This is a genomic window from Desulfuromonas versatilis (assembly GCF_019704135.1).
Taxonomy (GTDB): domain Bacteria; phylum Desulfobacterota; class Desulfuromonadia; order Desulfuromonadales; family NIT-T3; genus Desulfuromonas_A; species Desulfuromonas_A versatilis.
In genome coordinates this window covers 911,012-932,903 of record NZ_AP024355.1, presented here as the reverse complement: position 1 = coordinate 932,903, position 21,892 = coordinate 911,012, and the positions used below count along the sequence as shown (strand labels likewise).

The 21,892-nt window shown below is 63.9% G+C and carries 17 protein-coding genes and 1 riboswitch; of the genes, 6 read left to right on the top strand and 11 right to left on the bottom strand.

What is annotated here, in order from left to right; all coding sequences use genetic code 11:
* Positions 1 to 45 precede the first annotated feature (45 nt).
* From DESUT3_RS04085 to yihA, 7 genes are all read right to left on the bottom strand, one after another.
* The gene (locus DESUT3_RS04085) at positions 46 to 1,413 is read right to left on the bottom strand and encodes a cobyrinate a,c-diamide synthase (RefSeq protein WP_221251187.1); all 1,368 of its coding nucleotides are present in this window, start codon (positions 1,411 to 1,413) and stop codon (positions 46 to 48) included.
* An 88-nt stretch (positions 1,414 to 1,501) separates the two neighbouring features.
* Positions 1,502 to 2,107, bottom strand: coding sequence for an alpha-ribazole phosphatase (cobC, locus tag DESUT3_RS04080; protein ID WP_318835986.1), 606 nt, complete (start codon positions 2,105 to 2,107; stop codon positions 1,502 to 1,504).
* A 16-nt stretch (positions 2,108 to 2,123) separates the two neighbouring features.
* Positions 2,124 to 2,882 carry an adenosylcobinamide-GDP ribazoletransferase gene (cobS, locus tag DESUT3_RS04075; RefSeq protein ID WP_221251186.1) on the bottom strand — a complete coding sequence of 253 codons (759 nt, stop codon included), beginning with the start codon at positions 2,880 to 2,882 and terminating at the stop codon, positions 2,124 to 2,126.
* A complete protein-coding gene (gene cobT / locus DESUT3_RS04070) occupies positions 2,879 to 3,931 on the bottom strand; it encodes a nicotinate-nucleotide--dimethylbenzimidazole phosphoribosyltransferase (protein ID WP_221251185.1) in 1,053 nt (350 codons plus the stop codon). The genes cobS and cobT overlap by 4 nt, the downstream gene beginning before the upstream one ends.
* Positions 3,932 to 3,953: 22 nt before the next feature.
* The gene (gene cobU, locus DESUT3_RS04065) at positions 3,954 to 4,472 is read right to left on the bottom strand and encodes a bifunctional adenosylcobinamide kinase/adenosylcobinamide-phosphate guanylyltransferase (protein WP_221251184.1); all 519 of its coding nucleotides are present in this window, start codon (positions 4,470 to 4,472) and stop codon (positions 3,954 to 3,956) included.
* Positions 4,473 to 4,474: 2 nt separating this feature from the next.
* The gene (locus tag DESUT3_RS04060) at positions 4,475 to 4,996 is read right to left on the bottom strand and encodes a cob(I)yrinic acid a,c-diamide adenosyltransferase (RefSeq protein WP_221251183.1); all 522 of its coding nucleotides are present in this window, start codon (positions 4,994 to 4,996) and stop codon (positions 4,475 to 4,477) included.
* Between the two features lie 146 nt (positions 4,997 to 5,142).
* Positions 5,143 to 5,342: riboswitch (cobalamin riboswitch) on the bottom strand.
* Positions 5,343 to 5,371: 29 nt separating this feature from the next.
* A complete protein-coding gene (yihA, locus tag DESUT3_RS04055) occupies positions 5,372 to 5,983 on the bottom strand; it encodes a ribosome biogenesis GTP-binding protein YihA/YsxC (protein ID WP_221251182.1) in 612 nt (203 codons plus the stop codon).
* A 503-nt stretch (positions 5,984 to 6,486) separates the two neighbouring features.
* Between yihA and DESUT3_RS04050 the strand changes: the two genes are divergently transcribed.
* The 3 genes from DESUT3_RS04050 to DESUT3_RS04040 all read left to right on the top strand — a co-directional run bounded on the left by DESUT3_RS04050 (position 6,487) and on the right by DESUT3_RS04040 (position 8,358).
* Complete coding sequence (locus tag DESUT3_RS04050; protein WP_221251181.1) at positions 6,487 to 6,951, top strand: hypothetical protein; 465 nt, start codon at positions 6,487 to 6,489, stop codon at positions 6,949 to 6,951.
* Positions 6,952 to 7,127: 176 nt separating this feature from the next.
* Positions 7,128 to 7,643 carry a ferritin gene (locus tag DESUT3_RS04045; protein ID WP_225911617.1) on the top strand — a complete coding sequence of 172 codons (516 nt, stop codon included), beginning with the start codon at positions 7,128 to 7,130 and terminating at the stop codon, positions 7,641 to 7,643.
* A 217-nt stretch (positions 7,644 to 7,860) separates the two neighbouring features.
* Positions 7,861 to 8,358, top strand: a complete 498-nt coding sequence (locus DESUT3_RS04040) for a ferritin-like domain-containing protein (protein ID WP_221251180.1) — start codon at positions 7,861 to 7,863, stop codon at positions 8,356 to 8,358.
* A gap of 85 nt (positions 8,359 to 8,443) precedes the next feature.
* On the opposite strand, the gene DESUT3_RS04035 is transcribed toward DESUT3_RS04040, so the two are convergent.
* Positions 8,444 to 12,187 (bottom strand): PAS domain S-box protein, encoded by a 3,744-nt coding sequence (locus DESUT3_RS04035; protein ID WP_221251179.1) that lies wholly within the window; start codon positions 12,185 to 12,187, stop codon positions 8,444 to 8,446.
* A 176-nt stretch (positions 12,188 to 12,363) separates the two neighbouring features.
* Positions 12,364 to 14,757, bottom strand: coding sequence for a putative bifunctional diguanylate cyclase/phosphodiesterase (locus DESUT3_RS04030; RefSeq protein WP_221251178.1), 2,394 nt, complete (start codon positions 14,755 to 14,757; stop codon positions 12,364 to 12,366).
* A 254-nt stretch (positions 14,758 to 15,011) separates the two neighbouring features.
* Between DESUT3_RS04030 and DESUT3_RS04025 the strand changes: the two genes are divergently transcribed.
* Positions 15,012 to 15,956, top strand: coding sequence for a transglycosylase domain-containing protein (locus DESUT3_RS04025; RefSeq protein WP_318835985.1), 945 nt, complete (start codon positions 15,012 to 15,014; stop codon positions 15,954 to 15,956).
* Between the two features lie 150 nt (positions 15,957 to 16,106).
* Here DESUT3_RS04025 and ettA read toward each other — a convergent pair whose 3' ends face one another.
* A complete protein-coding gene (gene ettA, locus DESUT3_RS04020) occupies positions 16,107 to 17,786 on the bottom strand; it encodes an energy-dependent translational throttle protein EttA (protein ID WP_221251177.1) in 1,680 nt (559 codons plus the stop codon).
* 148 nt (positions 17,787 to 17,934) lie between these two features.
* Complete coding sequence (locus DESUT3_RS04015) at positions 17,935 to 19,179, bottom strand: c-type cytochrome (RefSeq protein ID WP_221251176.1); 1,245 nt, start codon at positions 19,177 to 19,179, stop codon at positions 17,935 to 17,937.
* 505 nt (positions 19,180 to 19,684) lie between these two features.
* Between DESUT3_RS04015 and DESUT3_RS04010 the strand changes: the two genes are divergently transcribed.
* Together DESUT3_RS04010 and DESUT3_RS04005 are read left to right on the top strand one after the other, a co-directional pair.
* The gene (locus DESUT3_RS04010; RefSeq protein ID WP_221251175.1) at positions 19,685 to 20,008 is read left to right on the top strand and encodes a c-type cytochrome; all 324 of its coding nucleotides are present in this window, start codon (positions 19,685 to 19,687) and stop codon (positions 20,006 to 20,008) included.
* A 119-nt stretch (positions 20,009 to 20,127) separates the two neighbouring features.
* Positions 20,128 to 21,864, top strand: a complete 1,737-nt coding sequence (locus DESUT3_RS04005) for a DUF3373 family protein (RefSeq protein WP_225911616.1) — start codon at positions 20,128 to 20,130, stop codon at positions 21,862 to 21,864.
* Positions 21,865 to 21,892 lie beyond the last annotated feature (28 nt).

Here is a 21,892-nt window from a genome sequence, read left to right as displayed (position 1 = left end):
ATATCTCAAAGCCCTGCTCTGCGGCCTTTGCGCCGCTGCGGTTATTCAGCCTTTGGCATGGCGGCAGAATTCGACGAAATTTCTCGCCAGCTGCGGGTTGCTGCCGAAATGCAGGTGCACGTAGGAGCCTAGCGTGTTGCCGATGCGGTAGCCCTCTTCGCCGGCATCCACCCCGGCGCGGCGGGTCATGCGGTAGACCCGCTCCACCTCTGGCGGCAGGGCCATCTCCGAGTAGTGGAACTCGTGCCCCCGGGCGACGGTCCCCGTCGGGCCGAGCGGCGAGTCGGCGGTCAGGGACACCTCGCGGTAGCCGAGCGCCCGGCGGCGCGGCAGCATCCGTGCCTCGGCGGGAAAGATGCCGGCCATGGCCACGCCGTCGATGCCGCGGGCCAGGGCCATGAAGCCGCCGCACTCGGCGTAGACCGGCAGCCCGTTTTCTGCGGCCCGGCGGATCTCCTCCAAAAGGGCCCGGTTGGCCGCCAGGCTTGCGGTATGCAGCTCGGGGTAGCCGCCGCCGAGATAGAGACCGTCCAGATCCACAGGGAGCCGCCCGTCACCCAGCGGGGAAAAGAAGACCAGCTCGGCCCCGGCCTGCTCGAGCAGCTCCAGGTTGTCGGGATAGTAGAAGCAAAAGGCCGCATCCCGCCCCACCCCGATCCGCACCCTGCGCCCCGAACCCGGGGTCAGGTCTTGAAATGTGACTTTTTGGGCTCCGTTTTCCGATGCGCGAACCCCCGGCAGGGCCAGCAGGGCGTCCAGGTCCACTCCAGCTTCGACCCAGTCCGCCACCCGGGCGAAAAACTCCGCGTCCACCGCCCCTTCCCCGGCGGTGACCAGCCCCAGGTGCCGCTCGGGCATGGCCAGGTCCTCCGCCCGCGGCAGGCAGCCGAGGACCGGCGGCAGGCCCGGCACCGAGGCCACTGCCTCGCGCAGCATTTCGGCATGGCCGGGGCTGCCGACCCGGTTGAAGATCACCCCGGCGAACTCCAGGCGCGGCTCGAAGCCGGCGAAACCCTGGACCAGGGCGGCGGCGCTGCGCGCCTGGGCCCGGGCGTCGACCACCAGCACCGCCTGGCCGCCCAGCCAGCGGGCGATCTCGGCGGAGCTGCCGACATCCGAGGCGCCGCTCGCCCCGTCGAACAGCCCCATCACCCCCTCGACCACTGCGACCTCGGCCCCGGCGCAGCCGCGGGCGAAGGCGCCCCGCACCCAGGCCTCGCCGCACATCCAGCCGTCGAGGTTGCGCGAAACCCGGCCGCAGGCTGCGGCATGGTGGCCCGGGTCGATGAAGTCCGGGCCGACTTTGAACGGGGCCACGCGCACCCCCCGCCGGCGCAGCGCGGCCAGCAGGCCGAGGGTGACGGTGGTTTTGCCGCAGCCGCTGCTGGGTGCGGAGATGATCAGAGGTTTCATAGTCTTTTCCGTAATTTCGTAATGCGTAAGGCGTAATGGGTAAAAGCGGTTACGCCTCACGGATTACGCCTTACGCCTTACGGCCCTTTCACCCGTTCAGCAGCTTCACCACGGCGATGCCGTCGGCGTAGTAGTCGATGATGTTCAGGCAGCCGAAGTTCTGCTCGATATGGAACAGGCGCTTGAAAGGGGCGCCGATGACATCGAGCAGGATGACGCGGTTGAGCCCGCCGTGGCCGACCACCAGGATCTCCTGGCCGCGGTGGCGCTCGGCCAACTGGCGGATCACCGGCAGGGCGCGTTCGGCCATGTCGCGGGCGCTCTCCCCGCCGGGGACCCGGTAGTTCTCCAGGTCGGCGAGGCGCGCCTGCCACTCCGCGGGGTAGCGGGCCTGCAGCTCTTTCCAGGTCTGCCCCTCCCAGTGGCCGATGTTGAGCTCGCGCAGTTCGGCAAAGGCCTCCGGGACCAGCCCGTGCGGTTCGGCCAGCAGCCGCGCCCCCTCCAGGCAGCGGGAGAGGTCGCTGCTGTAGACCGCGGCCAGCGGCTTGGCCGCCAGGCGCCCGGCCAGCTGCCGGTACTGGTCGTGCCCCAGGGCGGTCAGCGCCACATCGGCCTGGCCGTTGTAGCGCTTCTCTTCGAACCCCTCGACCTGGCCGTGACGCACCAGGTAGATGCGGGTATGGCTCATTTCCATCGCGAATCCCCCGAGCTTATGCCGAAGCGAACATCCCCAGCACCAGCAGCAGGCTCAAGACCTCCACCACTTCCGTCGCCGCGCCGAGCACGTCGCCGGTCACTCCGCCGAGACGGGCGTTGAAATAGCGCATCAGCACCATGGCGGCCAGCCCGAGCAGGAACACCAGAAACACCCCCTCCAGACGGAACAGCACCAGGGCCGCGGCCAGCAGGGTGCCGGTGGCGAGGAGGACTTCGCGCTCGGCCACATGGTCGACAAAGGCGCCGCCGGTCCCCCCCTCGGCGCGGACGTAGCGGCAGTAGGAGGCGAGCACCACCTGGATCCAGCGTCCCGCGGTCGGCATGAAGATCAGCGCCGCCGACTTCAGCTCCAGGGGGGTGTTGAACAGGCAGAGGTACTTGAGCAGCAGCACCATCACCAGGCCGACCACGCCCATGGCGCCGACCCGGCTGTCCTTCATGATACGCAGCGTCCCCTCGCGGTCCTTGCCGCCGGCCAGCCCGTCGATCAGATCGGCGATGCCGTCCAGATGCAGGGCCCCGGTGGCGGCGATGAGCACCAGCACCAGCAGGCAGTCGAGCACCGGCCGAGGCAGAAAATGTCCGAGCGCCCAGTTGATCACCACCAGCGCCAGCCCCATGGCCAGGCCGATGGCGGGGAAAAAAGCCATGCTGCCGGCCAGGCGCCTGGGCTCCATGGAGAGCCCCCGGGCGACGGGGAAGACGGTCAGGAAGGCCCCGGCGATGCGGAAATCTTCCCACTCACGTTTCATCGCTCGTCCCCTTCCGAGACCCCGGCGGCGTCGAAGGTGCGCACCTCGCGCAGCGCCTGCAGGGAGGCGTCGATCAGCTCCATGGCCAGGGCGCCGCCGGTCCCCTCGCCGAGGCGCATGTCGAGGTTGAGGATCGGCCGCTGGCCGATGCGCTCGAGCATGTGGCTGTGGCCGATCTCCACCGACTGGTGGGCGGCAAAGATGTAATCGCGCACCTGGGGGTGCAGCTCCGCGGCGATCAGCGCCCCGGCGGTGGAGATGAAGCCGTCCACCACCACCGGCAGGCCCACCGCCGCACAGCCCAGCACCAGCCCGGCGATGCCGCCGATCTCGTAACCGCCGACCTTGGCGAGCACGTCCACCGGGTCCTTGGCATCGGGGGCGTTGAGGGCGATGCCGGCCTCGATCACCCGCACCTTGTTGGCCAGGGCGGCGTCGCCGATTCCGGTGCCGCGGTGAGTGACGCTGGAGACCGGCAGCCCGGTGAAGACCGCGGCGATGGCCGCCGAAGGGGTGGTGTTGCCGATCCCCATGTCGCCGGTGCCGACCAGGTCGAAACCCTGCTCCCTGGCCCAGACGGCCAGTTCGATGCCGGTCTCCAGGCAGCGCACCGCCTCCTCCCGGCTCATGGCCGGTCCCTTGGCGAAATTGCGGGTGCCGCGGCCGACCTTTTTCAACAGCAGTCCCTCGCGGGGCTCGAAGTCGTAGTCGACCCCCATGTCGACGACGATGACCTCGGCCCCGGCGTGACGGGCCAGGGCGTTGATCGCCGCGCCGCCGCTGAGGAAATTGAGCACCATCTGCGGGGTGACTTCGCGGGGAAAGGCGCTCACCCCCTCCTCGGTCACGCCGTGATCCCCGGCGAAGGTGAAAACGGCCTTTTTGCGGATCTCCCTGCGGCCGGTGATGGCGGCGAAGCGCCGTGCGAACTCCTCGAGGCGCCCCAGCGAACCGCGCGGCTTAGCCTGGCGATCGAGATGATCCTGGATATCGCCGAGCCGGGCCGGGTCGACGGCAGAGATATTTTTCAGAGCGGTTTCAAGATCCATGGCGAGTCACCTCCGGAGCAATTCATTTCAATTTTAACGGAATCCCCGAAACCACCAGCCAGGCCTCGGCGGCGGCGGCGGCCAAGCGCTGGTTGGCGGTCCCGGCCAGGTCGCGGAAGCGCCGGGCCAGGCGGTTTTCGGGGACGATGCCGAAGCCGATCTCATTGGAAACCAAAAACAGCGGCGCCTCGACCAGGGGGAGTGCGCCGATGAAGCGCTCGACCTCGCCCAGCACCTGGGCTTCGTCCTCGCCGTGGTGGAGCAGCAGGTTGGTCAGCCACAGGGTCACGCAGTCGATTAACACCGCCCCTGCCCCCGCTGCGGCCGACGGCAATTTTCCAGCCAGGTCGAGGGGTTCTTCGAGGGTCTGCCAGCGCTCGCCCCGGGCGAGCCGGTGCAGCCGGACCCGCTCGGCCATCTCGCCGTCGTGAATACCGGCGGTGGCGACGTAGAGCAGCGGCCCCGGGCACTGTTCGGCCAGGCGCTGGGCGTATTCGCTCTTCCCCGAGCGGGTGCCGCCGGTGATGAAGGTCAGGGCCATGCTCAGTACTCGATGCCGCGCCGGGCCGGGATGCCCGCCTTGAGCGGGTGGCGCACCGCCTCCATGCGGGTCACCAGGTCGGCCCGGGCGAGGATCTCCCGCGGCGCGTTGCGCCCGGTCAGCACCACCTCGAGGCCGGCTGGGCGGGAGGCCAGAAACCGCTCCACCCACTCCAGGGGGAGGTAACCGCGATGCAGGGCGTTGTTGATCTCATCGAACACCACCAGGTCGTAGCCGCCGGCTTTGAGCCGCTGTTCGGCCTGCTCGAGGGTGGCGAGGACGCTGGCGGCGACTTCGGCCGGGTCGGGCCGGCGGCCGATAATGCCGATCCCCGAGGTCAGGACGTCGATGCCGGGGCACTGCTGCAGAAACAACACTTCTCCGCTGGGCGGATCGACGGGCTTCAGCAGGCGCACCAGCAGCACCCGCAACCCCTGGCCGAGAGCCCGCACTACCAGCCCCAGCGCCGCAGTGGTCTTGCCCTTGCCCTCGCCCGTGTAGACCTGAATAAGCCCCTGCTGCAACCTCGCCTCCCGGCAGAAAAAAAAAGCCCCGAACTCGGATGTCTATCGAGTTCGGGGCCCTGGTGTCAAGGTAAGCCCGAACCCCTCCCGCGAAGAGTCCGCCTCGGAGCCGCGCCGGGGGATGCGCATCGGCACCCTTGCATCGGCGAGGCTCCACCATCCGGGCAGGTCTCCTGGCTCGTGGCTCATCCTAGTGGCCGGGCCTTCCCATCCCCTCGGGGACAGTGGCATGCTTCCGGCGGTCGTCACCACACACAGTTGCGGGGCAGCGAGGGGTTCTCACCCTCTTCCCTATTCTCCCGCCTTCGCTGCAGCTGCGGCGGGCACCCAGATGTCTGATTGTTCGTTCTTTTTAGCAGAGCCCCGACGGGGCTGTCAATCTCTTTGGCCCTCGTTGTCCGCCTGCAGGCCAAGGGCCGCTTCGATCCGCTGCCAGATTTCGTCGCGCCCCTCCCGGGTAATGGCCGAAAAGAGGGTGAAGGCGTCGCGGGGGAGCCCGGTCGCCTCGAGAATCCCCTTGATCTGCCGCTCCCGCCGGCTGCGGGGCACCTTGTCGGCCTTGGTGATGACCGGGATGGTGGGGATCTCGTACTCCTCGAGCCAGTCGAGCAGCTGCAGATCCTCTTCGTTGGGCACCCGGCGCAGGTCGACCAGGTGCACCACGGCCTTGAGGCTGGGCCGCCCGCCCAGGTAGGTGCGGATCATCGGCCCCCACTGCTTCTTGACCGCCAGGGGGACCTTGGCAAAGCCGTACCCCGGCAGGTCGACCAGCGAGAAAGTGCCGTTGATGTCGAAGAAATTAAGCAGCTGGGTCCGTCCAGGCGTGGAGGAGGTGCGAACCAGGCCCCGCCGGTTGACCAGCACGTTGATCAGGGAGCTCTTGCCCACGTTGCTGCGCCCGGCGAAGGCCACTTCGGGCATCTCGGCGGGGGGGTAGTTATCGGGCCGTGTGGCACTTTTGACAAATTCTGCGGACCGGACGATCATGAGGTGCGCTCCAGCAACGGGTTCAGGAAAAGGGCTCGACAACAAGGGATGGTAGCATAGCCATCCCGCCGAAAAAAGAAAAGCCTTCCCTGTCAAAAGATGTGGATATCTCCCCCCTAAAGGGTGGATTCTACCTCGGTCCCGAGGGCGGAATCCATCCCGGCCCAACCGCAAAAACCATTGATTTTTTTTTTAAAAACTGCTAGGAAGAAGGCTGGCAAAAGGGCAGGTCGACGGGGCGGGACGCCTTTTTAATTCCCATTTTGCGGACAACCCGCCGAAGGGACAAGGTTTTTAATGGTTGAACCTGGCTCTTCGCCGCCGTTTGGGTTTCGGTCCTGCCAAGCGCCACCGTTCAACTCCCCGGCTGCCGCCGACGGGCGGCAACCAGACCGAGGTACTGGCGCGGATATTGCGTGTAAGTTGCCGGAAAGCACCGGAGCGGAACCTCCGCAAGAACTATTGCATTCATATAAATCATTACCCCAAAGGAGACCTTTGAAATGAACGTATGCAAGCGGATAAGCGTTTTCGCCATCCTGACTGTTTTCCTGCTGCTGCAGGTCGGCCCCGCCACCGCAGGCGATACCCGGCCCGGCAAGTTTGTCACCATCGAAGGTCAGGAAATTTCCTTTTTCCGCATTGACGGACGGGACACCATCAAAGGCTGGCTCAACGGCACCGCCATCGACATTCCCATCGACACGGTTTCGCAGATCGTCTTTTTCGATACTCCCAACATCAATTACAGCATCTTCGGCAACGACATCAGCGCCGGGGAGATGGAAGTGACCCGGAAGTCCGACGGCAAGTCCTTCTTCCTGCAGGACGCCTTCCTCCCTTCGGACTGCGACTGCACCTACATCACCTACACCTACCGCAACCCCTTCACCGACGAGACCAATCAGGGCAACACTGCCCTCGACGGCCTGCGCAAACTGATCTTTTTCGAGGACAGCAACAAGTAGCGGTTGCGCATCACGTGCTTTTCGCAGAGGCGGGACCCCCGGGTCGCGCCTTTGCTGTTTGGAGCAACCGGCGCGGGGAATCCTGCGCTGGACAGATTTTCGATTCGTGTTATAAATATACGTTCCATCGGACGCGCTCGACAGGCGTCCAGCAATCAACTTTTTCTCGGAGGGACATGATGCTCAGCCCCAAATTGCAGGATGCGCTCAACGAACAGATGAAAAACGAATTCTTCTCGGCCTACCTCTACATGGCCATCGCCGGCTACTTCGAGTCGGAGGATCTGCCCGGCATCGCCAGCTGGATGAGGGTTCAAGCCCTCGAGGAGATGACCCACGGCGAGAAGTTCTTCAACTTCATCACCGACGCGGCCGGTCGCACCGACTTCCGCGGTTTCGAGGCTCCCCGCAACGAATTCGCCTCGCCTGTCGAAGCCTTCAAGTACAGCCTCAAGCACGAGAACTTCGTCACCGACAGCATCAACAAACTGATGGACTTGGCCAAGGCCGAGAGCAACCACGCCGCGCAGATCTTCCTGCAGTGGTTCGTGACCGAGCAGGTCGAGGAAGAGGCCAGCTTCGGCCTGATCCTGCGCAAGCTCGAGCGCATCGGCAACGACGGCAACGGCCTGCTGCGCCTCGACGAAGAACTCGGCGCGCGGGTCTTCGTTCCGCCGACAGCCGGGGCCTGAAAAGCCTCACGCACCAATTCGAAAAAGGGGCGGCCGCAGGCCGCCCCTTTTTTCGTTACTGACAGCCTCCCCGCATTCGGGCATTCACAGCAACCGGGACCCGGCTCCGGTTCCTGCGGCCCCCCCCCCCCGGATCGTTGACAACCCGGGGCGTTGCGGTAAGGTTTCTGGCATATTAATCATCTTTTCCCAGCTGTCCCACTGAAGGAGAACCCGCATGACCGAAAAAATCGATGTCCAGGAAGCCATCCGGCGCTCCATCCAGACGGAAAAAAACGCCATGGATTTCTACCGTCTGGCCGCCACCCATATGCGCGACCCCGAAGCCAAAAGGGCCTTCGAACTGCTGGCGAAGGAGGAACATGAGCATGCCCACTGGTTTTTCGACATCTACCAGGGGCCCAGGATCCCCGATTTCGAAGATTTCATGAGCGCTCCCCAGGCCCACGAATCCGACTGGCTCTCCGACCTCGAGAAAATCCTGGTGGAGAACTTCAACGAGCGCAAGGCCTTGGAGATGGCCATGGACAAGGAGCTGAAGCTGGAAAAGCACCTGCGCGAGATGGCGGAGAAGATGGACGACCCGGCGGTGCGGAAAGTCTTCATCGCCAACGCCGACTCGACCCACAACCACTATATTCTGATCGAATCGGAGTATGCCCGGCTGATGGGGATGGTGCACGAAACCGACATCGACACCTACGTCAGGGAATAGCTTTCCCCGCCCCGGAACCCGGAACGGCAAAAAGCCCAGGGCCGCTTGCCCTGGGCTTTCTTGTGGCCGGCAAGACCGGGGTGCCTCAGTCGCCCGCCACGCCGTCGCCGGGCAGGGTAAAGCAGACCCGGGTCCCCTTGCCCAATTCGCTTTCCACCCAGATTTTCCCCTGATGGGCCTCAATGATGCTTTTGGCGATGCTCATTCCCAGGCCCAGCCCACTGACGGCCGTATTCTGGGTATCGGCACGGTAGAACTTGTCGAAAACCCTTTCAACCTGCTCCGGCGACATACCGATCCCCTCGTCTTCAACGCAGATCTGCACTGTGGCCTCCCCCGCGGAACATAGGATCCTGATTTCGCCGCCGCGCGGCGAGTATTTCACCGCGTTGCTCACCAGGTTGTCCAGCACCTGGAGGATCTTGCCCCGGTCGATCACCAGCTCCACCCGCCCCGGGCAATTCACCGCAAAGTGATGGCGACGGGTCTCCTTCTGATGATGGGGCACCAGTTCCTCGATGAGCGATCCCAACTCGCAGGGGGCCGTGTTGAGCACGATGGGACGCCCCGACTCGATCCGGCTTAGGTTGAGCAGATCGTCGACGATGTGTTCGAGGACTTCGCCCTTCTGGTAGATATAGTCCAGGTATTTCTTACGATCCTCGGCGCTGAAACCGCCCAATTCCCGCTCCTTGAGCAACAGTTCCGCGTAGCCCAGAACCGAGGTCAGCGGGGTGCGCAGCTCATGGGCCGCGATGGAGATGAATTCGCTTTTCATCCGGTCCAGCTCCCGCTCGCGGGTCACATCGCGCAGCAGAGTGATGACCCCCGACACCAGGCCCTCGCGCCCCTGAACCACCGAGGAGCGGGCCTGAAAATAACGCACCTCGCCCCGCCCCCGATCGAGCAGCTCCAGGCTGCTGACCGCCTCCCCCTCGGCAGCGATCAGAAAACTGGTGAGGTGGGCGCAGAGCTCGGGATCGCGGATCGCCAGTTCGACCGGCTCCAACTGGTGCTCCCTGAGACGCAGACCGAGCAGCTCCTCGGCGGCCCGGTTCATCAGCACCAGACGGTTGTCCATGTCGGTGACGATCAAGGCGTCGAAAACCGAGCGCAGGATGGCATCGACCCGGTCGCGGGCCCCTTCGGCCTCTGCCAATGCGCTGCGCTGCGCCTGTTCCGCCCGCCGCCGCTCGGAAACGTCCCTGGCCAGGGCGAATACCAGCGACTCGCCCCGGGATTGCACCCGACAGATCCGCAATTCGACAGGAAAGGAAGTTCCGTCCTTGCGTACATGGTGGCTTTCAATGGTCACCGGAACCCCGGGAGCCAGCTTACGCCACTGGGCATGGGGCGGGCGCTGTGTGACATCCCCCTCGAAATCCTGCATCCGCATCCCGAGCAGCTCATCCCGACGAAAGCCGAGACTCTCGCAGGCGGCATGGTTGACATCGACCAGCCGCCCTTCGAAATCGTGAACGAAAAAGGCATCCGCCGCCTGCTCCATCAGCGTACGGAAGCGCTCCTCGCTGTCGCGAAGCGCGGCCTCGGTGCGCCGGCGCTCGGTGACGTCGATCAGGGAAACCACCACCTTGCCGAGGGTTTTCTCATGGCCCGGAGCAACGGAAAGCCGCAGGTTGACCACCCGTTCCTCGCCATCCAGGGTACGGTTGACGCCCTCGGTCTCGAACCAGGTCGCCCCCCCGGCCAGCGCCACCAGTTCCTCGCGGAACTGCTCCAGGGAATCCTCGGTCAGAACCTGATGCAGGTTGCCGAGCAGGTCCTCCTTGGTGGAAGCCCGAAACAGGTCGATGGTCGCCATGTTGATGTCGATGATCGCGATCCGCTCGGCGCAATGGGCCACGGCCTCCGGGTGCTGCCGGAAATATTCCCGGAAATCGGTTATCCCTTCGCCCCGCAACCCGTCCAGGAACTCCTTGACCCCCGAGAAGTCCTCCTCCCACAGGGAGATGGGGGAGTCCTCGAACAGTGAGCGGTATTTCCCCTCGCTCTCCCGCAGCTCCCGCTCCATTTTTAACCGGGCTTCCAGCGAACGGGCGTTCTCCAGGGCCACGGCGGCGCTGGCGGCCAGCCCCTCGAGCATGAGCAGATCCTGTTGGTCGAAGGGCTTATCGGCCGCCTTGTCATAAATCTCGAAGCACCCCACCACCTCTTCCTGGCGATCGAGGATCGGGGTGCTGGCCAGGTTGCTGAAACCCAGGCGCTGGCGGATTTCCGGGATGACCTGGGGATCGTGCCTGGCATCGCTGGAGATGTAGGGCCGGCGATGTTCGATGACCCACCCGGGGACCCCCTGCCCGGGAGCGAACTGGAGATCCAGGGGAATCCACCGTCCATCCTGGCAGTATTCCCTGATGACCATCCGGCCCCCTTCCATGACCCCCGCGGCCCCCCGGCTGGCACCGCACAGCTCCAGGGAGGCTTCCACCAGGGCCCGCAGGATGGCCCGGATTTCCAGCACCTGGTTGATTTTGCGGCTGGCCCGGGAAAGCATCTCCAGCTGGCGGCCACGACGCAGTAGCGCCTCTTCGGCCCGCAGCCGCTGGGTGACGTCGTTGGCCAGCACCACTTCGGCCTTGCGCCCCTCGAACATCAAAGGATGGGAGATGATTTCCACATCGATGGGAGTGCCATCCTTTTTCAGGTGTCTCCAGACCCCTGCCCGGTCCAGGCCCTGATCGACCCGGGACACGTTCTCCAGCAAACGCGGAACATCCTCCGCTGGTCGGATCTCCTGGAGGGTCATCCCCAGAAACTCCCCCCGGGAAAAACCGTAATGCTGGATCGCGGCCTCGTTGACGGCAAGAAACCGCAAGGATTGCAGATCATAGACCCAAAGGGGGAGCGGATTGTTGTCGAACAACTCGCGATAGCGTTGCTCCGAACTGCGCAGGGCTTCGCCCACCTCGGTCCGCTCGGTAATGTCCTGGACCGTTCCCGCCAGCCGCGTCGGTTTGCCGGCCGGCCCGAAAGTCACTTCGGCCCGGCCGTGGAGAAACCGCTCGGCTCCATCGGCCCGGAGGATGCGATAGGGGATGTCCAGGCGCTCGCCGGTACGCAGAGCCCGGTCGATGGCCGCCTGAACCCGCTCGACGTCGGCAGGGTGGATCTGGGCCATCAACGCCTGGTAGGAGGTTTCGGGACCGCAGGGTTCGACGCCGAAGATCCGGAAGGTTTCCCGGCTGCACTCCAGGCGGTCGTGCACGATGTCCCAGTCCAGGCTCCCCACCTGGGCCAACCGCTGGGCGTCTTCGAGATTCTCCCGGCTCTGCCGCAGGGCCCGTTCCATCTTGCGCCGCTGCAGCACGTTCACCACCAGGACGAAGCAGGCTCCCGCCAGCAGCAGGGCGCCGGCCAGAGCCAACCAGAAAGGCCCCTTGCCGATCTTGTAAAAGGGCTCCGGGGCGTGAAGGGCAAGCTGTTTGGCGGGAAGTGCGGAGAGCGGGATGTGGAAACGCTCGAGTTCCCGGCAATCGAACTTGAAGCGATTGGCCGCGGCCGTGACCACGGAGAGCCTCGATGCCCGCTCCCCCTGAAGGACGCGCAGGGCGTGCTCCGCCTTTGCCAGCACCTCCTGGATCCCGGCCATGATGCCGTCGGTCCAAGTCATGCCTGGATGGTAGGAGTGCAGGACCAGGATATCCCTGGGTGTGCTGTCGCCCCCGGCCCATGCGGCCCCGCCGAAGGCCGGAGCCAACAGCCCGAGAAGCAGCAGCCACAACCCGAGAAACAGGAGCAGAGGTGTCCTGGTGCCGCAGCGGACAAAGCCCCCAGGGCCTGAACGCCGAGAGGGAATGCGAGCAAACAAAAGCCGCTTCCCGCTGTCGGTCAACAGCGGGAAGCGGCCAGGAAAGTGCTGCGGATCTGTTACCGCGGCTCGCAAATATCGTCTCCCGAGGGGAATTAAAAGAATGATTTAATCAAATATAACCTCGGCCTGGAAACTGTCAATAAGCAAATGAATCGTCCTCTGGGCGTAACCTGTTAGATCGAAAGCTCCGCCAGGGCAGTTTCGGGGATTTTCAGCCCTTCCCCCCGCAGCAACTTGGCTGCTTCCTGGGGCGGCACCGGTTTGCTGAAGAGATAGCCCTGCATTTCGTCGCATTTGTTCTCGCGCAAAAAGGAGAACTGCCCCTCGTTTTCCACCCCTTCGGCAATGACCTTGAGATTCAGGCTGTTGCCCATGGCGATGATCGCGGTGGCGATGGCGGCGTCGGTGGAGTTGATGTCCACCTCGCGGACAAAGGACTTGTCGATCTTCAGGGTGTTCACCGAGAAGCGCTTGAGGTGCGCCAGGGAGGAGTAGCCGGTGCCGAAGTCGTCGATGGAGATGTGGATGCCCAGGCCGCGCAGCTCGTTGAGGATGGCCACGGCGAAGTCCGGATTCTGCATGACCACCGTCTCGGTCACCTCCAGTTCGAGATACATCGGGTCCAACCCGGTTTCCTCGAGAATCTTGCGCACGGTCGCAATCAGCCCCTTGTGCTGCAGCTGATAGCCGGAGAGATTGACCGCCACCCGCACAGGCGCGAGCCCCTGGTCCTGCCAGGCCCGGTTCTGCAGGCAGGCGTGGCGCAGCACCCATTCGCCGATGGGGAAGATCAGGCCGGTCTCCTCGGCCAGCGAGATGAAGCTGCTCGGCGGCAGCATTCCCAGCTCCGGATGCTCCCAGCGCAGCAGCGCCTCCATGGCGGTAACCCTGCCGCTGACCATATCGACCTTGGGCTGGTAGTAAATCCGGAACTCCTCCCGCTCGAGGGCCTTGCGCATGCCGGTTTCCAGCATCAGGCGCTTGTCCGCCTCCTGGTCCATGGCCTGGTCGTAGAACTGGTAATTGTTGCGGCCGTTGGTCTTGGCGTTGTACATGGCGATATCGGCGTTCTTGATCAGCTCCACTGGTTCTTCGCCGTGATCGGGGTACAGACAGATGCCGATGCTGGTGGTGATGAACAGCTCGTGTCCGCCCAGGGCCATGGGCCGGGAGAGCGCCTTGAGGATTTTCTGGGCGACCTGCTCCACGTCCTCGACACCGTTGACGTTGCACAGGGCCACGGTGAACTCGTCGCCACCCAGGCGGGCCACGGTGTCCACCTCGCGCACGCATTCCAGCAGCCTGCTGGCCGCCTCCTGCAGCAGCTGATCGCCCACCGAATGGCCCAGGGTGTCGTTGATGATTTTGAAGCGGTCGAGGTCCAGAAACAGCACCGCCACCTGTTTTTCCCCGCGCCGGGCCATGGCCCGGGCATGCTTGAGCCGGTCGATGAAAAACAACCGGTTGGGCAGCCCGGTCAGCATGTCATGATGGGCCAGGTGATAGAGCTGCTCCTGGGCTTTCTTGCGCTCGGTGACATCGCGACAGATTCCCCAGATGACCGTCGCGTCCCCGTCTTCCGGGTTGCAGGTGATGTTCCCCTCGACGTCGATGGGACGGCGGTCGCAGGCAATGAAACTCCCCTCCAGGACGTTGACCCGCTGGCCGGCCGCGGCCTTGCCGAAAGCCGCCTGGCATTTGCTCTTGTAGGTGGGGTGGATGATGTCGAGCAGGTTGAGATTGTCGGCGGTGTCGGGATCGAAGCCCAAGGCCGACTTCCAGCTGTGGTTGGCATAGAGCAGGCGGCCCTCGGGGGTGGCGCTGAAGATCAGATCGTTGGCCGAATCGAGAAAATTGACCAGGCGCCGCTCACTGCGCCGGAGCGCCTCGTTCTCATTGCGGATCACCGACATCAGGAAGGAGCCGATGACAGCTATCGCAGCGTTGAGCAGGCTCACCCACAGCCAGATCAGCAGCAGAAACAGCCCGTCATGATGCAGCTGAGGATCGACGAAGGGCATCGGCACTTCGCAAAACCACCCCAGGTACTGGCCGGCCAGCATGGCCCCGAACATCAGCCCGCCGATGCCCCCGAGCAGCCAGACCTCACGCTTGCGATCGAGCAGGATCGCCGCCTCCAGGGTGGCGACCAGGTAGACCGGCCAGAACCAGCTGGCCCCGCCGCCGCTGAAATGGATCAGCAGGGTGATCAGCAGAAAGTCGATCAGCACCTGCAGATGGGCGGCATAACGGATGTTGCGAATCCGCTCGTAATGGAAATGGTAGAGCGTGTTGCAGCCCAGGAAGGCCCCGACCGAGACCAGCAGAAAAATCACCTGCTCCCGGGTCAGGAAAAGCCCGTACTCGCTGAAGGCGTAGAACCCCGCGGCGAACACCCCGTAGCAGCCGATCATGACCGCCAGGAACCAGCGGATCTTGGCGACCAGCTCGTTGCGCCCGGCCGGATCGGCAAAATTTCCGCGGGCCAGCGACTGCAGCTGCATGCTCCCGAGGTTGCGACCGAGGGCCCCCAGCCAGGCCGCCTGAACCACTTTTCCTGCACTCATAAATTAAAATCCCGTTTTTTGACTATTGGAAGGTTGGGTGTTTTGACGGGAATACTCCGCCTTTTCGTCCAGAAGGGCCCGAATTACCAAACATCCGGCTCCCGGGGCACACCGCCAGTTACCTAGCTGCAAGCGAGGTGCCAGTTTCCGGTGCGCCCCCCTTGGCTCTCCTCTGTCCGGGGTTAATGCTTCGTGCTATGATTCGGTCGACTGATTCCGGGACGGACCCGGTCTGCAGGCATGAGGATGAGAAAATGAACTGGCGTGATTTTCACAAGGGACTGCTGCGCTTCAAACTGCGGGCGCTGGCGCTGCTGATAATGCTGGGGACGGCAGCCGCCGCCTGGATAGGGTGGGACCTGCCTGAGACCGGACATCTGGCCGACCGCAAGACCAACCTGGTCATCCAGATTCGCGACTGGCAGGGGCAGGAACATCCTTTCACCCTGGGCCCGAAAAACCACCGCTGGACGCCGCTCAAGGCGGTACCTGAGGCGCTGAAATGGTCGGTGATCGCCGCCGAGGACGCCAACTTTTACAGTCACCAGGGGATCGACGTCCAGGCGCTCAAGGAGGCCCTGAAGTACGACCTGGAGCAAAAACGGCTGGCCCGGGGGGCCTCGACCATCACTCAGCAACTGGCCAAGAACCTGTTCCTCTCCCGGGAAAAGACCCTGCTCCGCAAAATGAAGGAATTCCTTATCGCCCGGCGCATGGAGCAGGAGCTGAGCAAAGGGCGCATCCTCGAACTCTACCTCAACGTAGTCGAGTTGGGACCGATGGTCTTCGGCGTGGGCCATGGGGCCAGCTACTATTTCGGCAAACAGGTTTCCCAGCTGACTCCCGGCGAGTGCGCCTTTCTGGTTGCCATGCTCCCGGGTCCGCGGGTCGCCTACAATCCTTACCGCAATCTGGGCCGGGTGGAAAAACGCGCCGAACACATCCTGAAGCTGCTGAAAATCCGTGGGGTGCTCAGCGAAGCGGAATACCGGCTGGCCCTGGCCGACAAACCGGACATCCCGGGGCTGCAGCGCCGGCCGAGACAGGCGCCCGCAGCGCCGCCGGCAGAAGAGCCGCAGGCGGATGCGGAAGAGACAGTGGAAGAGCTGCAGGCACCTGCAGAAGCACCGGTGCCAATGGTGCCGCCCGACGAGCCTGAGGCGGAAGAAGAATCCCAAGCGCTCCCACCGCAGTCCTGAAGGAGCCGGCCGGGCGGGGGGCTTTCGGCCCACCCTCACCCCGGCCCTCTCCCTGAGGGAGAGGGGAAACACCAAGAAAGCAGCTGAATACATAATAAAACGGCCGCCCTTCTCGTAGGGGCGGCCGTTTTTTTCATCCTGCGAAATCGCTCAGCGGGTCAGCTGGCGGTACTTGATGCGGTGGGGCTGGTCGGCCGCCGCACCGAGGCGCTTCTTGCGGTCGGCTTCGTATTCCGAGTAGTTCCCCTCGAACCAGACCACCTTGCTGTCCCCTTCGAAGGCGAGGATGTGGGTGGCGATGCGGTCGAGGAACCAGCGGTCGTGGCTGATGACCACGGCGCAGCCGGCGAAGTTTTCCAGGCCCTCCTCGAGGGCGCGCATGGTGTTGACGTCCAGGTCGTTGGTCGGTTCGTCGAGCAGAATGACGTTGGCGCCTTCCTTGAGCATCTTGGCCAGGTGCACGCGGTTGCGCTCGCCGCCGGAGAGTACGCCGACCTTCTTCTGCTGATCCGAGCCCGAGAAGTTGAAGCGCGACACGTAGCCGCGGGCGTTGACCACCTGCTTGCCGAGCTCGATCTGCTCCTGGCCGCCGGTGATCTCCTCGAAAATGCTCTTGTTCGGATCGAGCTCACGGCTCTGGTCGACGTAGGCGAGCTTGACCGTCTCGCCGACACGGATGCTGCCGCCGTCAGGCTGTTCCTGACCGGCGACCATGCGGAACAGGGTGGTCTTGCCGGCGCCGTTGGGGCCGATGATGCCGACGATCCCCCCGGGGGGCAGGCGGAAGCTCATCTCCTCGACCAGCAGCCGGTCGCCGTAGGCCTTGCGCACCCCATCGGCCTCGATGACCACGTTGCCCAGGCGCGGCCCGGGCGGGATGAAGAGTTCGAGGTCGCGGGCCTGCTTTTCGGCCTCCTGGCCGAGCAGCTTCTCGTAAGCGCTGATGCGGGCCTGGCTCTTGGCGTGGCGCCCTTTGGGGGACATGCGGATCCACTCGAGCTCGCGCTCGAGGGTCTTCTGCCGGGCGCTCTCGGACTTCTCCTCCTGGCGCAGGCGCTCCTGCTTCTGCTCCAGCCAGCTCGAGTAGTTCCCCTTCCAGGGGATGCCGTGGCCGCGGTCGAGTTCGAGGATCCAGCCGGCGACGTTGTCGAGGAAATAGCGGTCGTGGGTGACGGCGATGATGGTGCCGGGGTACTGCTGCAGGTGATGCTCGAGCCAGGCGACGGATTCGGCGTCGAGGTGGTTGGTCGGCTCGTCGAGCAGCAGGATGTCGGGCTTTTTCAGCAGCAGCCGACACAGGGCCACGCGGCGCCGCTCGCCGCCGGAGAGAACCTTGACCGGGGTGTCGCCGGGCGGACAGCGCAGCGCGTCCATGGCCATCTCCAGGCGCGAATCGAGATCCCAGGCGTCCAGGGCGTCGAGCTTCTCCTGCACCTCGGCCTGGCGGTCGCAGAGCTTGGCCATCTCGTCGTCGGACATGGGCTCGGCGAACTTCATGTTGATCTCTTCGAATTCCTTGAGCAGGTCGACGGTCTCCTGCACCCCTTCCTCGACCACCTCGCGCACGGTCTTGTCGACGTTGACCAGCGGCTCCTGCTCCAGGTAGCCGACGCTGTAGCCGGGCGAGAGAACGGCCTCGCCCTGGAACTCCTTGTCGACGCCGGCCATGATGCGCAGCAGCGAGCTCTTGCCCGAGCCGTTGAGACCGAGTACGCCGATCTTGGCGCCGTAGAAGTAGGAAAGGGAGATGTCCTTGATGATCGGTTTCTTGTCGTAATGCTTGCTGACCCGCATCATCGAGTAGATGACTTTTTTGGTATCGGTGCTCATATCCTGCAAACCTCCGTGGGGATTTGGTGCGGCTTGGCCCGCCGGTAAAGGGGAGATCTTAATCTATTTGCCGCCGGCAGCCAACTGAAATGCAAATTGCCGGGGGGCGTACGCCGGGGCTGCTGGGCATCGCTGCCCTCCGCCCAGCCTACGGCGGGGGGGCGGCTGGGGACGGAAAGTTGAGACCCGGCCCGCCGGGGCCGCTGCGCTTCTCCATCCGGTAGTGGTTGTGCACGGGCCGCAGGCCGCCCTTGGCGATGGCCTGCTTGACCTCCAGCACCAGGGCGCGGATCTCCTCAAGCTGACTGTCGCTGAAGCCGAGCCTGGGCATCTTGGCGCCGGGCTGCAGGTACCCGGGGTCGCGAACGAAATTGACGAAATAGTTGGCTTCCAGCTTCTCGATGGCCAGCAGCAGGTCGATGGCCAGGGCGTTGGGGCTGCCGCCGGGCGCTGCCGAGAGCTGTCGGTGATCGCCAAAGGAGTGGCAGGCAAAGCACAGCTGCCAGGCGCCGCTGGCATCGAGCCGCTCGCGGATCGGCTGGGGCACGGGGGTCGGTACGAATTCCAGCGGCTCCTCGCGGTACAGGCGGGTATGGCAGTCGTAACAGTCGTAGCTGGCAAAGGGCTCGTTGCGGAAGCGGTCGGCCGGGGACTTGGTCCAGGCGACCCGGTTCAGAAATTCGGCCACCGCCTCGACCTCGGGCTCGGTCAAGGCCGGCTGGGCATTGGCGGAGGTGTAGTCGAGCATCATCAGCTCGGTCATCGCCGGGCGCATCCGGTAGGGCTGTTTCAGAAACCGCTCCAGCCACCCCTGTTCATACTTGAAGCGTTTCCAACTCAGGCTCGGCGCATGGCCGGCGCCAAACCCCTCGATACTGTGACAACCGCGGCAGCGGGCCACGCGCACCAGGTTGCGCCCCACCTCGAGGCGTTCGGCGATGTCACCGAGGCCAGCGGGCCGGGTTTCGCCGGGGCGCGGGGCCCGGGCCCGGCGTGCCCGCTCCCGGTCGTCGGCATTGAGCCGGTCGCGCAGGTCGCAGCAGGCCTCCACATCGCCGCAGGCCACCACCCGCACCACGTCCGCATCGCCGAAAAACCCTTCCTGGACCAGGATGCTCTGCAGTTCGTAGTCGACCAGCACCCAGCTCTTTTCCGGGATTTCGCTGAACAGCTCCCGCCCCCGGAAAACGTCGATGGTGTTATTGCACACCAGCGCGTCGCCGGCCGGATCCCCATAGCCCAGGCTGATCCAGCTCACTTCCCCGTTCTCCACGACCTTGGTATCCAGGAAAAGCACGTGATTGAAATACGGCACGCCGGGCCGGCCCTCGGAAACCAGGCCGACGGCGGAAACAGGCAACAACACCAGCAGGATCAAGCACATCACCCTCATCGACCACATCCTCCAAAGGACATTCGAGAAGGCTTCAGGATACCACAGGGCGCCCGGCAAGCAACGCAAAGGCGTCTTTCGACGCCATATCCCGCCAAGTGGCGGCATGGCGCCTGGTTATTTCACGGCAACCTGTGCGTCAACATTTTAACGCCACAGGAGTCAATTTTCCGGCTCAGAATGTGTATTTTTTACCCCATATGCGCACAACATCGCAAATTCCTTTTTAAATCCCAGTCTGGCACGAAACTGGTATTTCCTCACACTTAATGCGGCAATCACCCAAGATTTCGCAACCTGTTACCAATGGCATGAATTGTGAAATAGGAATATTTGAAAATAACATTATTTGCATATTTTACTTTCTTGTGCTAAACACACATATAAAAAATTCCTATAAATGGATAATGCGAATCGGCAACCCCGATGGCCCGGGCAGCCGGGCAGAACTCAGCAACCGGGGGCGTCGCCAACGCCCCAGCGGACAACCCAAGGGAGGAAAGTCATGAAACAGATCGCCAAAGCCGTAGCCATTCTCGCCATCGCAGCTCTTTGCGCCAGCGCGGCCTGGGCCGCCGAAGGGGGCAACCCGAAAAAAGGGAAATACCTCTACAAAAAGACCTGCAAATCCTGCCACGTGGAAGGCGCCGAGGGGGGCAACCTGACCCCGATGACCAAGACCATGTCCCAGTGGGACCGTTTCTTCGAAAAGGCCCAGCACCCCAAGGCAGAGGCCTGGAAGGACCTGAAGGAGCAGGACATCAAGGACATCAACCAGTTCCTGTATGACCACGCGCTCGACTCCAGCCAGCCCGAAACCTGCGGTTAATTTCAACCGGGTCGTCTCCGGGGCCGTGACCTGCCAGCGCCCCCGGAGCCGACCGAACCAAGATTCAAGGTTCGCCGCTGCGGCGGACTTCCGACAACTCATTTTCAGGAGGCATTTTCATGCGTAGACTTTTCGCCCTGCTGCTCGCCGCCCTGCTCGCCGTGCCCGCCGTGGCCCTGGCTGCACCGACCGTCGAGGAAATGCAGAAAAAGATCGACGAACTCAATGAGGAGCTCGCCGAGCTTTCGGACCGCGTCGACAAGACCGAACGCCACACCGCCACCGACCGCATCAGCTGGTACGGCGACCTGCGCGTCAAGGCCGACACCCTGCATTACAAGGATGTGACCGCCAGCCAGGGGGTGTACTTCGACTTCGCCGATTTCGGCCAGCGGGCCATGGCCGGGGAATTCAGCGTCCCGGCCGCCACCGATCCGGGTGATGGCTCCACCACCCCCTTGAGCAAATTCATGGCCGCCTTCCCCGAGCAGGCCGCGGCCTTCATGGCCGGCGCTCTCCCGCCCCAGGGGTATTTCGTCGTCGCGCCGGCGGAAAAATCGACCATCAACAACGACGTCCTGTACACCACCCGCCTGCGCCTGGGGATGAAGGCCAAGGTTTCGGACAACGTCAACTTCTCCGGCCGGCTCTCCATGTACAAGAACTGGGGCGATTCCACCGGCGTGAAGGTCTTCGACTCCTGGAACTCCTTCACCATGGATGGCACCAATGGCGGCAACACCAGCGGCGATTGGCTGCGGGTCGAGCGCGCCTACTTCGACTGGAAGGACATCGGCGGCAGCGACTTCTACCTCTCCATCGGCCGGCGCCCCTCCACTTACGGTCCGCCCAGCCAGTACCGCGAGAACGAGCTGCGCGGCGGCACCCCCTCGGGGCACCTGGTGCACTTCAACTTTGACGGCATCACCGTCGGCTACCACCTGAGCAAGCTCACCGGCATCGAGGGACAGACCGTGCGCTTCTGCTACGGCCAGGGCTTCGAGTCCGAGTGGGGCAACGGCGAACTGTTCAACGAGATCAACACCGAAGACGTGCATCTGGGCGGCTTCAACATCGACGCCCTTAACGACGGCACCAACTTCCTGCAGTTCACCCTGTTCCGGGCCGAGAACGTGACCGACGGCTTCAAGGGCCTGATCGCTTTCCCCAGCCAGTTCGCCCAGCAGATGGCCCCGACCATGTGGAACGATCTGCAGAATTTCCCCAACTTCAACTTCGTGACCCGCGTACAGCCCTCCACCAACATTGGTGACATCATGCTGGGCGGCATCGGCTTCACCCGCGAGGAGATGAACGGCGTCAACTGGTTCACCTCGCTGGCCTGGACCCAGACCGACCCCAACGGCAAGGCTGGCCTGTTCGGCGGCCTGCTGTCCGACCCGACCTACAGGGCGGCACTGGTGGATGATCCGTCCAACCCCGGCGAGCAGATGATCGTCCCCGCATTCACCACCACCCCCTCCAGCGACAAGAAACGCGACGGCTACTCGGTCTACGCCGGCATCCAGATCCCCGCTCCCCTGGGCAAGCTGGGCCTCGAGTACAACTACGGCTCCAAGTACTGGATCCCCTTCACCCAGGCCCAGGATGACCTGATCGGCAGCAAGCTCGCCACCCGCGGCCATGTCGGCGAGGCGTACTACATCTTCGATGTCAACCCCAACATGTTCATCAAGCTCGGCGGCATCTACTACGACTACGAGTACACCGGAAGCGGTTCTCCGGTCGGCGCCCCGGTGAAAATCGCCGACGTTCAGGACGGCAAGGCTTCTTCCATGCTCCCCGCGGTAGATACCGCATGGGACGGCTATGCCTCGCTGACCGTCAAGTTCTAGGCGAATTTTTCGCCGACCAACATTCGTA